General features: G+C 70.4%; 11 protein-coding genes. 5 read left to right on the top strand and 6 right to left on the bottom strand.

Going from position 1 to position 13,686, the window contains the following annotated elements:
- The first annotated feature begins 63 nt into the window (after window positions 1–63).
- A complete protein-coding gene (locus tag PV646_RS30375) occupies window positions 64–288 on the top strand; it encodes a hypothetical protein (RefSeq protein ID WP_500345710.1) in 225 nt (74 codons plus the stop codon).
- A gap of 166 nt (window positions 289–454) precedes the next feature.
- Entirely contained in the window at window positions 455–2,935 is a 2,481-nt protein-coding gene (locus PV646_RS30370) for a winged helix-turn-helix domain-containing protein (protein ID WP_500345709.1), read from the top strand.
- 36 nt (window positions 2,936–2,971) lie between these two features.
- On the opposite strand, the gene PV646_RS30365 is transcribed toward PV646_RS30370, so the two are convergent.
- The 5 genes from PV646_RS30365 to PV646_RS30345 all read right to left on the bottom strand — a co-directional run bounded on the left by PV646_RS30365 (window position 2,972) and on the right by PV646_RS30345 (window position 10,319).
- A complete protein-coding gene (locus tag PV646_RS30365) occupies window positions 2,972–4,123 on the bottom strand; it encodes a glycoside hydrolase family 88/105 protein (protein WP_500345708.1) in 1,152 nt (383 codons plus the stop codon).
- Window positions 4,124–5,430: 1,307 nt separating this feature from the next.
- Window positions 5,431–7,425, bottom strand: a complete 1,995-nt coding sequence (gene ligA, locus PV646_RS30360) for an NAD-dependent DNA ligase LigA (RefSeq protein WP_500345707.1) — start codon at window positions 7,423–7,425, stop codon at window positions 5,431–5,433.
- A 75-nt stretch (window positions 7,426–7,500) separates the two neighbouring features.
- Window positions 7,501–8,586, bottom strand: coding sequence for a hypothetical protein (locus PV646_RS30355; protein WP_500345706.1), 1,086 nt, complete (start codon window positions 8,584–8,586; stop codon window positions 7,501–7,503).
- A 114-nt stretch (window positions 8,587–8,700) separates the two neighbouring features.
- Complete coding sequence (locus PV646_RS30350) at window positions 8,701–9,507, bottom strand: alpha/beta fold hydrolase (protein ID WP_500345705.1); 807 nt, start codon at window positions 9,505–9,507, stop codon at window positions 8,701–8,703.
- Window positions 9,507–10,319 (bottom strand): LLM class flavin-dependent oxidoreductase, encoded by an 813-nt coding sequence (locus tag PV646_RS30345; RefSeq protein WP_500345704.1) that lies wholly within the window; start codon window positions 10,317–10,319, stop codon window positions 9,507–9,509. The genes PV646_RS30350 and PV646_RS30345 overlap by 1 nt, the downstream gene beginning before the upstream one ends.
- 86 nt (window positions 10,320–10,405) lie before the next feature.
- Here PV646_RS30345 and PV646_RS30340 point away from each other — a divergent pair, with 86 nt between their 5' ends.
- Complete coding sequence (locus tag PV646_RS30340) at window positions 10,406–11,266, top strand: LysR family transcriptional regulator (RefSeq protein ID WP_500345872.1); 861 nt, start codon at window positions 10,406–10,408, stop codon at window positions 11,264–11,266.
- Here the strand turns inward: PV646_RS30340 and PV646_RS30335 are convergent.
- Complete coding sequence (locus tag PV646_RS30335) at window positions 11,263–11,493, bottom strand: hypothetical protein (protein WP_189157587.1); 231 nt, start codon at window positions 11,491–11,493, stop codon at window positions 11,263–11,265. The two genes, PV646_RS30340 and PV646_RS30335, sit on opposite strands and share 4 nt — an antisense overlap.
- Window positions 11,494–11,581: 88 nt before the next feature.
- On the opposite strand from PV646_RS30335, the gene PV646_RS30330 reads away from it, so the two are divergent.
- Entirely contained in the window at window positions 11,582–12,559 is a 978-nt protein-coding gene (locus PV646_RS30330) for a pyridoxal-phosphate dependent enzyme (RefSeq protein WP_500345703.1), read from the top strand.
- A complete protein-coding gene (locus tag PV646_RS30325; RefSeq protein WP_500345702.1) occupies window positions 12,556–13,677 on the top strand; it encodes an ArgE/DapE family deacylase in 1,122 nt (373 codons plus the stop codon). The genes PV646_RS30330 and PV646_RS30325 overlap by 4 nt, the downstream gene beginning before the upstream one ends.
- The last annotated feature ends 9 nt before the right edge of the window (window positions 13,678–13,686 follow it).

Below are 13,686 nucleotides of genomic sequence, written 5' to 3'. Positions count from 1 at the left end.
CCTGCGAGGAGGAGGCCGCGCACGGGTGCGGGCGAGCAGCGTCGGTGGCGGAGGTGACCGATCTTGAGCCGTCGACCTGACCGTTCCCGTTCCCGTCGCATCGTGTTCGCCATGGCCGTGTTCCTCGCCGTCGTCGTCACCGCCGGCGACGACGACTGCACACCACCCAGCACCACCGACACGCTCGCGACGCTGTCGCTCGCGGGGCGGCTCGCGGGTGTGCTGGGCCGGGGCCTGGTGCTGATCTCCCTTCCCGGCGGGGAGTCCGGATGTGCGCCCACATCGTGATGCGGTTCGATCACGTGATCATGATCTGCCTGAAACCATTGGGAGACAAAGCACAATGTCCGACAGTTCGGAGTGTGATCCTTCCAGTCCCGAGACCAGCCAGGCGAAGCTGCGCGTACCCACCGCGGCGACACCGGTCGTTCCGCGCGCACGGCTTCTATCCACAGTGGACGAACAGGTGGCGTCGGCGCCGGTCACGGTGGTCACCGGACCGGCCGGCTGCGGCAAGACCACCCTGCTCGCCGAGTGGGCGCGCCGTCGCGAGGACCGGGTGGTGTGGCTGACGCTCGACGAGCACGACGACACGCCAGCGCGGCTGCGGGCCGCCATCCGAGACGCTCTCGCCCTCACCGGTGCGATCCCGTTGGAGGAACCGGGTTTCTCCTCGGCGGTCGTCGCCGCGATCGACCAGGCCCCCGCCCCGGTGTGCCTGGTGCTCGACAACGTGCACGAGATCCGCGATCCGGACGCGCTCTTGAGCATCGGCCTCCTCACCCGCCAGCCACCGGACCGGTTGCGGCTCGTGCTGCTGGGCCGGTTCCTCCCGCCGCTGCACCTCGCCCGCCTGCACCTCGAAGGGCGGTTGCGCGAGGTCCAGCCGCAGGAGTTCCCCTTCACCCGGGCCGAAACCGAGGCGTTGCTCGCCCTGCACGGACTCGACCTGTCACCCGACGACGTCGCACTGCTGCTGAGACGGACCGAAGGGTGGATCGGCGGGCTGCGGTTCGCGGTGATGCGGCTGGCGACGACCTCGGCGAGACCGGACGACCTGCTCATGTTCGCGGGACTGGACCAGGTCGTGAGCCGCTACCTCGGCGAGGAGGTGCTCGCGCGTCATCCGCAACGGGTGCTGGACCTGCTGGTGGCGACCAGCCTGTGCGACACCGTCAGCGCAGAACTGGCCGGTGAGCTCACCCGGCACGACAGCCCCGGCGTCGTGCTCGACGCGCTGGAACGCACGAACTCGTTCGTCAGCAGGCTCGACGCGGCGCCCGAGTGGTACCGCTGCCACCCCGTGCTGCGGGCGCACCTGACAGCCGAACTGCGGCGGTCCAGACCGGCGGACGAGACGGCGTTGCACCAGACGGCGGCACAGTGGCACCACCGCAACAACGATCCCGCGGTGGCGCTGCGGCACGCGTTGCGCGCGGGTGACGACCAGCTGACAGCCGAGATCGTCGAACACTCGGTGCTGCCCGAGGTGCTGCGGGAGGGCAGCGGGCGGCTGCGGGACGTGTTCGACGCGGTGCCGGGCCACGTGCTGGCCAAGCCCCAGGTGGGAGTCGTGGCCGCACTGGTCGCGATGGACGCCGGTGACGTCGCGGCGGCGGACCGCGTGCTCACCGGCATCGGCGGCGGACCGCTCGGACCGCGGCAGGAACGGGTGCGGGTGTTGCACGCGACCGCGTTGCTGCACCGCGGCCGGTTCGACGCACGGCTCGGTGAGGCCTCACAGGTGATGGCACGCACGGCGGCGGGGCGTGGCGGCACCGATGCGGAGGTGGCCGCGTTGATGAGCAGCGGTGTCGCGGCGTTGTTGTGCGGCGACCACCCGGCGGCCGAGCGGGACCTGGTGCGGGCGGCGGCGATCGCGCGCCAGGAGCGGTTCGACTACGCGACACTGGACTGCCAGGTCCACCTGGCCGCACTGACCAGCGCGTCCGGCGACATCCTGGCCGCGGCCAGACAGGCGGGCGAGGCGCTGGCGTTCGCCGAGGAGAAGGGCTGGCAGACGCACTCCGTCTGCACGCTCGCCCACACGGTCCTCGGCGTGCACGCCTACCTGCGGCTCGACGACGCCCGTGCGGTGGAGTTCACCGATCGCGCGGTGCGAGCGCTGGACGGGGGCCGGGACCCCGCCACCGCACTGGCCGTGTCCACTTTGGACGCCGCTGTGTCGTTCCCGGCGGCCCGCGATCCCCGCGCGGTGATCGGCCGGGTTCGCGCGCAGTGGCAGGACGTGGCCGGACGGCAGGTGACGCCGCCGGTCATCGCCCACATCGCCCTGGCCGTGCAGCGGATCGCGTTGCGGTCGGGGGACGAGCAGTGGGCGGCCGCGATGCCCGAACAGGTGGAGGCGATGTTCGGCCCGTGCGGCGAACAGGCCGTGCTGCGCGCGGTCGTGCACACCCACCACGCCCGCGCGTCCCAGGCGCGCAAGATCGTCGAACCACTGCTCTCCGGCGAACTGCCCGCGCTCGCGGCACCGACCGTCGTCGACGGCTGGCTGCTGGAGGCCACGCTCGTCGACCGCGCCGGTGACCAGAGGCGCGCGCACGAGGCCGTCACGCGAGCCCTGGCCGCCGCCGAACCCGTCGGCGCCCTACGCCCGTTCCACAACGCCGGCAAGCCCGTGCGAGACCTGCTGGCGAGAGGCGCCGGCCGCTTCGGCAGGCTCGAACCGTTCGCGACGACAACGATGACGGCGCTGCCCGCCGCGTCGACCGCGTCCACGGACGTGCTGACCAGCCGCGAACGCGACCTGCTGCTCGAACTGCCGTCCATGCGCACGGCCGAGGAGATCGCGGACTCGCTGTTCGTGTCGGTCAACACGGTGAAGACGCACCTGCGCGGCATCTACCGCAAACTGGGCGTGAACCAGCGCCGTGACGCCGTGCTGGCGGCACGGCGACTAGGCCTGATCTAGCGACGTCAGTTCCGCCCTTTCGCACCGACGGCACCCTCACAACCTGACAACCTCCGAGGCGGCGAGCAGGAAGGCCCCCACCGCGAAGTTCGAGGTGTCGCCGGCGCGAACGGGCTGGTGGTCCGACGGCTGCTGCCCCACGCCCTGCACGTACCCGAGCCTCCCGCTCGCCTGCAGTGCCGTCCGAGTGAGCCCGTCCCAGCCCTTCAGCGCGACAGGCCGGTAGGTGGCGTTCAGCAGGCCGGACCGCACACCCCACGCCAGCCCGTAGGTGAAGAAGGCCGTACCGCTGGTCTCCGGCCCCGGATAGTTGTTCGGGTCGCCGAGGTTGACGTTCCAGAAACCGTCCTGGCGTTGCACCTGGGCGAGCCTCGCCGCCATCTGCCGGAAGTCCGCCTCGTACCCCGCGCGGTGAGGCGACGACGCCGGGAGCACCTGGAGCACCTTGGCCAGCGCCGCGATCGCCCAGCCGTTGCCGCGCGACCAGTAGATGTTCTTGTTCACGAACTTGCCGTCACGCCACCACAACCCGTTGTTCCACAGCCGCTGGCGGGTGTGCCGGTAGAGGCGGTCGCCGTAGTCCATCCTGCCCAGCCGCGCGAAGATCGGCAGCGCCATGTGCAGCGCGTCGACCCACCACCAGTAGTCGGTCCGGCCGGTGGCGACGGTCGCGTCGATCTCCCTGGCGATCGCCGCCCGCCTGCGCGGTTCCGGGTTGTCCTCGTACAGGTCGAGGTAGGGCTGCCCCGCGGCCTGGTGGTCGGCGAAGTGCGGGTTGCCCGACTGGGACTTGAGCCCGAAGTTGTGCCGGTTGGCCCAGCTCAGGGTGTAGTCGCGGTATCTGGGGTCGTTCGTGGCGCGGTAGAGGGCCATGACGCCGCTGTGCAGGGTGGCGTCCTGCCAGTCGTTGCCGCCGAGAGGCTGCGTGCGGATCCAGTAGTCGGCGGCCAGGCGTCCGGAGTCGAGCGGGCCAGCCAGCGTGTGGGTACCAGCCGGGGTTTCTGGCCCAGCCAGGTGTTCGGGCCCAGCCAGGTGTTCGGGCCCAGCCGCGTGTCCGGGCCCAGCCGGGGTTTCTGGCCCGGCCAGAGATTCGGGCGCGGCCAGGGTTTCGAGCCCGGCCTGGGCTGTGCCGGGGCCGAGGAGTGGCAGGGCCGAAGCCCCGAGCAGGAACGAACGCCGCCTCACCATCAGGTTTCTCCAACCTGTGACGTGGGCGGCGTCGGTTCCATTAGAGCGGGGACTTCGGCTGCGGGCCAGGGTTCGGCGAGATCCCGGTACACGGTGAGCGACCCCACAGCCCACCCGGAAACACCACGACCGGTGCCGCCGTTGTACAGGTTGGTCGGTGCGATCCGTGTCCCCCGGGCCTCACCTCAAAGCCTTCGCGGAAGACCGTTCGGCTGGTACCGCGTCGAGCCACTCGCCGAGAGGCGACCGTTCGCATCGACCTCCCCAAGCTCGCCCTCGGGCCGTCACTCTCCCCGACAGACGACCCGAGGGCGTCCTGGTCGGCGCGGACCTCTCCTGCCGCGCCGACCCCCTGACTCTCGAACTTTGTTGCCTGACATGGATTTGCGTGCTGTGTGGAGTGACTGGGATTACAACTTTCCCTGGAACGCAACAGGTGCCTGACACGTCTTCTAGTTGCTTGGCCTGAAATCCCTGCACAGCCAATGATTTCGCTCGCTGCGCGGTGACAGGGCACACAGATCGCCCTGGAACACAACGGATGCCCGCTCCGTTGAACAGGACAGTCGGTGCGGAACGAGTCCCCGGGCCCCAACTGAAAGCCTTCACGGGATACCGATTCTGCTGGAACCGCGTTGTGCACACCGCCGAGAGGCGACCGCCGCACCGACCACGAACCACGCCCTCGAGCCGTACACCCCCAGACGGCTCGAGGGCCTCCTTCCCCTTGCAAACCACCAAAACCGCAACCGCCACAGGTGACCCGACACACAGATCACCTTGGAACACAACGGAACCCCGCACCGTTGAACAGAACGGTCGGCGCGGAACGAGTCCCCGGGCCCCAACACAACAGCCTTCGCGGAACACCGTTCACCCGGAGCCGCGTCGTGCACACCGCCGAGAGGCGACCGCCGCACCGACCACCAGCTTCGCCCTCGAACCGACACCCCCCAGAGGTTCGAGGGCCTTCCGCCCCCAGGCTGCCGTCCTCCCCCAGGCAGCATGGGGGCTTCTTCACGTGCGGGGCAGGCGACCCCTCCGGCGTGCCGGCCTTCCGCAACTGCGGGTCAGGCGACCACGGCAGCGTGGTGGCCTTCCGCAACTGCGGTGTCAGGCGACCCCGGCCGCGTCGCCGCTCACCTCAAGGTCAGGTCACGCAACGCCTGCCGCGTCGCCAGCGACCTCAACAGCCAGGCCACGCAGCCCTGCCGCGTAGCCGCCACCTCAACGGCCGGGTCACGCAACCCCTGCCGCCACCTCAACAGCCAGGTAAGACACCCCCGCCGCCCACCTCGACGGCCAGGTCACGCGACCCCGGCAGCGATCAGCTTCTTCCAGATCTCGCCCTGGTCGACCACCTCGACGCCGAGCTTCTCCGCCTTCGTCAGCTTGCCCGCGCCCACGCCCTCGCCCGTGATGAGGAGGTCGGTGGTGGCCGAGACCGACGAGGCAGCGGTGGCGCCGGCTCGTTCGCACATCTTCTGGAACGTCGGGCGGGTGACCTTCTCGCCGGAGCGCGGGTCGCTGATGGAGCCCGTGATGACCACGGACTTGCCTTCCAGGGGTGCGCCCGCGACCACTACCGGGGGCAGGTCCTCCTCGCGCACCTCCAGGGAGACGCCGCGCTCTCGCAGGCGTTCGATCTCCGGGCGGAGGCGGGCCAGGTGTGCGTTCAGGGACTCGGCGACCTTCTGGCCGATGTCCTCCACCGCTACGAGCTTCTCCACGCCCGCGTCGGCCACGGCCTCCAGGGACTCGAAGCCCGCTCGGCACAGGCGGGCAGCGGTTCCTTCGGAGGCCATCGGGATCGACAGGCCGATCAGCGCGCGGCGCAGGCCCACGGAGCGGCTGCGGTCGATGGACTCGATCATGCGCGTCGCGGAGACCTCGCCCACGCGGTCGAACTCCAGGAGGCGTTCCTTGGTGAGCGTGTAGAAGTCGGACGGGTTCACCAGGTCGCCCGTCTCGGCGAGGCGCTCGATCCACACCTGGCCGATGGCGTCGATGTCGGCGGCGGCGCGGGACGACCAGTGGATCAGGCGGCGCACTGTCTGGGCCGGGCAGGCCGAGTTCGTGCAGAACAGCTCGCGGCTGTTGCCCTGCTCCGTCAGCGGTTGCTCGCAGGACGGGCACTCCGAGGGCGGGACGATCTCCTGCTCGGCGCCGGTGCGCTTCGACTCGTCGAGGACGCCCGCGACGAACGGGATCACGTCGCCTGCGCGGCGGACCAGGACGGTGTCGCCGATCTTGATGCCGCGCGAGCGGATGACCTCCTGGTTGGCCAGCGTCGCCCGGGTGACGGTGGTGCCGCCGACGAAGACGGGCTCCAGGTGCGCGACCGGGGCGATCTTGCCGGTCTTGCCCACGTCCCACACGACGGCCTTGAGCACCGTCGTCTTCTCCTCGGCCGCGAACTTGTACGCGATCGCGCCGCGCGGGGACGACGAACGGGTGCCCGCGGCGGCGAACGCGTCGCGGTTCGCCAGGCGCAGCACGGCGCCGTCGAGGTCGTAGTCGAGCGTGTTGCGGGCCGTCTCGATGCCGCCGATCAGCGCCTGCGCCTCGGCCGCGGTGGAGCAGTGCTCCATCTCCGCCACGCTGAAGCCCAGCTTGCGCAGGCCCGCGTCGAGGTCGGAATCGGCGCTCTCCGGCTCGGTCGTCAGGTCGAACGCGAAGAACTGCATGCGCCGCCCCTCGACCGCCTTCGGATCCTTGGCGCGCAACGTGCCCGCGGCCGCGTTGCGCGGGTTGATCAACGGCTTGTCCGGGTGCGCCGCGTTGTACTTGTCGAACGTCGAGCGCAGCATCACGCACTCGCCGCGCACCTCGACCCGCCCCGGCGCATCGACCTTGTCCGGCACGCCGTCACACAACGCGCGCGTCAGGAACGTGACGTCGTCACCGGTCGTGCCGTCGCCACGGGTGACGGCACGCGCGAGCCGCCCGTTCTCGTACACGAGCGCCAGCGACAAGCCGTCGAGCTTCGGCATGACGACGACAGGCTGACCGGGGAACCGCGCGAAGAACGACTCGACCTGCTCCGGCTTGTTCGCCTTCTCCAGGGACAGCATCGGCCGCGAGTGGCGCACGGGCGCGTGCAGCACCGACGGCGCACCTACGTGGTCGAGAGGGTTGTCCTCCGGCGCGAGCTTCGGGTGCTTCGCGACCAGGGCGCGGAACTCGTCCTCGATCGCGTCGTACTCCGCGTCGGCCACCAGCGGCTCACCCTGGTAGTACGCGTCACGCAGCTCGACGATCCGGGCGGCGAGCTCCTGAATCCGATCCCCAGCAGCACTCATGGACGGGACGTTACCGGCCACCACCGACAAAAATGGACGGTCGTGCCTGGAGCGCCGCTCGAACCGCGCTCGAATTCAGTCGAACAGGCCGATCTCGTGCGCCACGGTGCCACAGCGGTAGACCAGGTCGGGGCGGAGCCGCTCGATCATCTCGAAGTCGATCGACCGCAGCACCGCCGCCAGATCCACCCGACGGTGTGAAGGATGCCGGTAACCCCGTTCGTGCAACCGCAGCCACGCGTCCAGCAGCGCGATCTCGCAGCTCTGGTCGACGCGCGGCAGGCGGAGGCCGTCGACCACGTCGAGCAGGTCCTCGTCGGGTCCGCCCCGGCCGATCCGGTCGCAGAGCTGCACGACGAACGCGCTGCTCGCGGCCAGTTCGGTCGCCGCCAGCTCCCGCAGGGTCCCGACGTCCACGGTGACGTCGCGGCGCAGGCGGTCCAGCACCAGGTCCGGATACCGGCCGGCCCACCGCAGGTAGTGCGCCGCCCGTTCCTCCGGGTCGACCGGCGAGGCGGTGAGCTGGATCAGGGCTCGTGCGTAGTGCGCGTCGTAACGGTTGTCCGGAAGGGCTTCGAACGCGTACCGGAACTCGTTGGCCGCCGGATCGCCGGTGAAACGGGCGTCCCTGGCCGCCTCCCGCAACGAGATCCGCCCGACCGGTCCCTCATCCTCCACAGTGGCCGGAACGCCGATCCCGAGCACGGCGGCGGACCCCGACCACCGCACGTGCAACATCCCGACCAGCTCGTCCCACTCCACATCGGACAGTTGCGACTTCCAGAACGCCGTCGTCCTCGGCCAGTCGACGTCCATCTCGCGAGAAGAGCACAGCGGTACCAGCAAGACGTGCAGCAGCACGAGGTTGAGGCTGTAGACGGCGTGGCGCGCGGGCACGGACCGCCGGGCCGGCCCACGCGCGAGCAACCGCCTGACCGACGCCGCCAGCTCGGCGCGGTCGGCAGAACCGGCTGCCCGCTCCACCAATCGTTCGAGCACGTCCGCGTTCGACGACAGAGGGATCTTCGACAACAACGCGTGCAGGAGGTCGTCGGCCCGCGAACCGTGCAGGTCCAGCAGCGCGCGCCAGACCGACCGCGCAAGGTCGGCCTCCGTCACGAGCGACTCCACGGCGTCCGCGTGGCCCAACGTCCTACCCACCTGACCGAGTCGATCAGTGATCCGCGCCGGGGCGGGGGCCGCGGACGACGACAGGTCGTTTGGACCCGATGAACGGCAACGGGTGATCGGCCGAACGGACCAGCCGCGACGAAGTCATGCACTCGTGTGCGCTACAAGGGCGTCCACGAACAGGGGCCACACCACTCGCGGTAGGTCATGCCCCACCGAGTCCAGCACCAGCAGCGACGCTCCAGGCACCGCGTCACGCAGCGCCTCTCCGTGCGCCAGCGGAAACACCGGGTCAAGCGCCCCGTGCACTACCAGGGTGGGCGCGACGATGTCTCCGAACCCACCACTGCGAGGTGCGTCGTACTCGATGCAGAAGTGGTTCGTCATCGCCGACTGCAGGTTCACCGTCCGTGCCACGTCCTCAACGGCGAGCAGCCGTACGGCGTCCTCGTCGAAGTGGGGCGACGGACCGGCGTACGCGCGCAGCACCGACACGATGTTCTCCACGTCAGAGGACGACGACTGCTGACCCGAAGCCTCCAGGAACGCCTCGGTCATCGGCGGCAATCCAGGGTCACCGGTCGTGGTCGCCAGGAACGTCAGCGACGCCACCCGGTCCGCGTGCTCGACGCCGAGGGCCAGCGCGATCCCGCCGCTCATCGACCGCCCCACCACGTGCGCCCGCTCCACGCCCAACGCGTCCAGGATCCCCACCGCGTCCAGCACCATGTCGGACAGCGCGTAGCCGGGTCGACCAGGCGGATAGCTCACCGAGAGTCCGGTGTCACGGTTGTCGTAGCGGATCACGAACCGCCCACGTGCCGCGAGAGCCGCGCACAACTCCGTCTGCCACCACAACATGGACGCGCACGCGCCGTGGATCAGCAGCACTGCCGGATCGCCAGGATCGCCGAAGGTCTCGACGCACAACTCCACCCCGTTGACGTCCATCACCGCACCGCCGGTCCGTCGCGCAGCACGCCGCGCACATGGTCCACCGAGAGAGAAGCAGGGTCGAACGCGGTCAGGCACCAGGTGGCACCAGCCTCCACGAACGGCGACACGTCGGCGCCGGGCTCGACCTCGCAGACGTAGTCGAACGGCCCGTCGCCCGTTCGCAGCGCCTCCACCTGCCCCACGGCGTCCGCGAACTCGCCGGCCGACGACAGGTTCACCGGGAAGAACCCGTCCAGGCGGGCGGCACGGCGCATCGGCCGGGGCTTGCCGGGGAAGCCCGCCGCCCACACCGGCACGCCGGGCCGTTGCACCGGCCGGGGCAGGAACGTCACGCCGTCCACCGTGTAGTGCGTGCCGTGGTGGTGCACGGTCTCGCCCGACCACGCGGCCCGCAGGACCGCCAGCGACTCGTCGAGCATCTCGCCGCGCACCCGGTCGTCGCACTCCTCCCCGGTCCGGGAGAACTCGCCCGCGAACCGGTCGCTGCCCAGACCCACGCCGAGCACGAGCCGGCCGCCGCCGAGCAGGTCCAGCGACGCGGTCTCGCGGGCGAGCTTGACCGGGCGGCGGCGGGTGATCGCCGAGACCATCGGCCCGAACCGCAACGCGGAGGTCGCGGCGGCGACGGCGGCCAGCGTGATCCACGGGTCGGCCACGTGCGTCACCGGCTCGCGCCACCGGACGTGGTCCCAGACGAACAGCCCGGCCCAGCCCGCCTCCTCCGCCTCGGCGGCGAGACGGGCGACGAGCAACGGATCGGCTAGCGAGTCGAAGAGCGGCAACCAGAGCGCGCATCGTGGGTTCATGCCGGCAACGCTAGAAACCGCAAAGCATTAACAAAAGCGATAGATTCTGCTCGCAACAACAAGCAGGGCTTATCATCAGGTCCGTGATGGACCTCCGCCACCTCGCCACCCTGGACGCCGTCGCCGCGGAAGGCACGTTCGGCCGGGCCGCCGACCGCCTCGGCTACACGCAGTCGGCCGTGAGCCAGCAGGTCGCCGCGCTGGAGAAGGCCGTCGGCGGTGCGGTGTTCGACCGCCCGGGAGGCCCGAAACCGGTCCGCCTGACTCCGCTGGGCGAGGTGGTGCTGGCTCACGGACGCGAACTCCTGGCCCGCGCCGCCGCCACCGAGGACGCCGTCGAACGCTTCAAGGCGGGCGAGGGCCGGGTCGACATCGGCACGTTCCAGAGCGTCACCAACGTGCTCCTGCCGGCCGTGGTGCGCCAGATCCTCGAGGAACACCCCGCCACCGACATCAGGCTGTTCGAGGAGGAGCCCGACCAGCCCCGCATCGACGGCCTCGACCTGCTCTTCTTCGACGGGCGGCTGAAGGGCGACGTCGAGCAGACCAAGATCCTCGACGACCCGTACGTGCTGGTCGCGCGCCGCGGCCAGTTCCCGGACGGCCCCGTCGCGCTGCGGGCCCTGCACGGCACGCCGATGGTCGCCCAGCCACCGATCTGCGACCAGGCCAGGGTCGAACGCATCTACGCCGACGCCGGTGTCGCCCCGCTGATCGTGTTCCGCACGGCCGACAACCGAGGGGTGCTCTCGATGGTCCGCGCCGGTCTGGGCGTGGCCGTGGTGCCGAGGCTCGCCCTGGACGTGCAGAGCGGCCTGTCCACCCACGAACTCGAACCGGCGCTGCCCCCGCGCGAGATCTACCTGGCCTGGCAGGCAAACCGGACCCTGTCCCCGCTGGCCACCCGCGTCATCGAGCTGACCAGGCAGGCAGCCGGCATCCTCTAGTCGCGCGGCCCGCGCAACGTCAGCACCACTCGCAGCACGTGTTCGACGGCCGCCGGGAACACCGCTCCGCGCAGTTCGTCGCGGTGCACCAGGGTCTGCCCGGCGAACTCGACCATGCGCTCCGGCCCGACCCGCCGCACCACGAGCGCGGCGACCTCCTCCAGGTCGAGGCCCGGGTTGTCGACACGAGCCAGCGCGAACTCGACGATCAGCTCCTCGTCACTCATCCGGCTCCCACTCATCGGATTCTCCCACCGATACAGGTCGAAAACATGCGCTGGACCGATGATCCGACCCACCAGCACGCTGTCTCCCATGAAGTTCTCGCGGCCAGGGGCCCGCACCTGGCGTTGCCCGCCCGCCCCCACCGAGGTGCGGGCCTTCCACTCAAGACTGCCCGAGTACGCGCCCACTCCGCTGACGGAACTGCCGGCGCTCGCCGCGGAACTCGAGATCGGCCGCCTGTTCGTCAAGGACGAATCCTCCCGGCTCGGCCTGCCCGCTTTCAAGGCTCTCGGCGCGTCCTGGGCCGTTCACCGGGTGCTCGAACGCCATTCGGGCCAGGTCACGCTCACCACCGCGACCGACGGCAACCACGGCAGGGCGGTCGCGCGCATGGCCCGGCTCCGCGGTCACCGGGCCCGCGTCTTCGTCCCGAACACCGTGCCCGAACGGGCGATCGCGGCCATCCGTGCCGAGAACGCCGAGGTCACGGTGGTCGACGGCACGTACGACGACGCGGTCGCCCACGCCGCGAAGGCGGACGGGGTCCTCGTGCAGGACATGGGGTGGCCCGGCTACGAGGAGGTCCCGGCCTGGATCGTCGAGGGCTACGGCACGCTCTGCCACGAGATCGACGAGCAACTCGACGCCGAACCCGACCTGGTCGTCGTGCCGGTCGGTGTCGGCTCGTTCGCGCAAGCCGTGATCACCCACTACCGCAGCCGCGACTCCCGCACGCGACTCCTCGCCGTCGAACCGGACAGCGCCGCCTGCGTCCTCGAAAGTCTGAAGGCGGGTGAACTCAGGACCATCCCCACCGGCGACACGATCATGGCCGGACTCAACTGCGGCACCCCGTCCGCCACCTCCTGGCCGTACCTGCACTACGGCCTGGACGCCGCCGTCTCGATCTCCGAAACCGAATGCACCAAAGCGATGCAGGACCTCCACGCGCAGAACGTCCACTCAGGACCGTGCGGCGCCGCACCTCTCGCCGGACTCCGTGCCATCCGTGACGAGTTCGGCCCACTCGACACCGTCGTGCTCATCAGCACCGAAGGACGCCCGTGAACCCACGTGACCTGCTGGCCGAACTGATCTCCATCGACTCGGTCAACCCCGACCTCGTCCCCGGCGGCAACGGCGAACGCGAGATCGCCGACTTCCTCACCACCTGGTTCCACACCCACGACTTCGAGGTCCACCGCCTGGAGCAACGGCCTGGCAGGCCGTCGCTCGTCGCCGTCAAGAAGGGCACCGGCGGCGGGAGGTCGTTGATGCTCAACGGTCACGTCGACACGGTCGGCCTCTCCGGCTACGACGGCGACCCGCTCGAGCCGCACGTCGAAAACGGCAAGATGTTCGGGCGAGGCACCTTCGACATGAAGGGCGGCATCGCGGCCATGATGGTCGCCGCCGCCCGAGCCACCGAACGCCCGCTCAGAGGCGACGTCATCGTCGCGTGCGTGGCCGACGAGGAACACGGCAGCTTCGGCACGGAGGAGGTCCTCGAACACTTCACCGCCGACGCCGCCATCGTCACCGAGCCCAGCCACCTCGAAGTCACGCTGGCGCACAAGGGTTTCGTGTGGTTCGACGTCGAGGTCGAGGGCAGGGCGGCCCACGGCTCCCGGCCGGAACTCGGCGTCGACGCCATCACCAAGGCAGGCCACTTCCTCGTGGCACTCGAACAGCTCGGCCGAGATCTCGCCGAAGGCCCGCGACACCACCTGCTCGGCACCGGCACCGTGCACGCGTCGCTGATCAGCGGCGGTGAGGAGGCGTCGACCTACCCGTCGGCCTGCAAGATCACCCTCGAACGCCGCACGGTCCCCGGAGAATCGCCGCAGCAGACGGAGGACGAGCTGCGCACGATCCTCGACCACCTGACGGCGACGGTCCCGGACTTCACCGCCAGGCTCACCCGAGGCCTCGCCAGGGACCCGTTCGAGGCAGACCCGGACGCCGAGATCGTCCGCACGCTCGTCGCCCACCTCGGCGCACCGCCGATCATCCGCGCCGAGCCGTTCTGGACCGACTGCGCCCTGCTGGACCGCGCCGGCATCCCCTGCCTGCTGTTCGGCGTCGACGGCGCGGGTGCCCACGCGGCTGTCGAGCACGTCGACCTGGCCTCTCTGGATCGACTCACCGAGGTTCTGACCGGCACGATCACCGACTTCTGCCGCTAGTTTCCTCCC

Origin of the sequence: Streptomyces sp. ID05-26A (assembly GCF_033794685.1) — a bacterium.
Lineage (GTDB): Bacteria > Actinomycetota > Actinomycetes > Mycobacteriales > Pseudonocardiaceae > Lentzea.
Note: the sequence above shows the minus strand (reverse complement) of the source record. Positions and strands in the feature narration are given on the sequence as shown.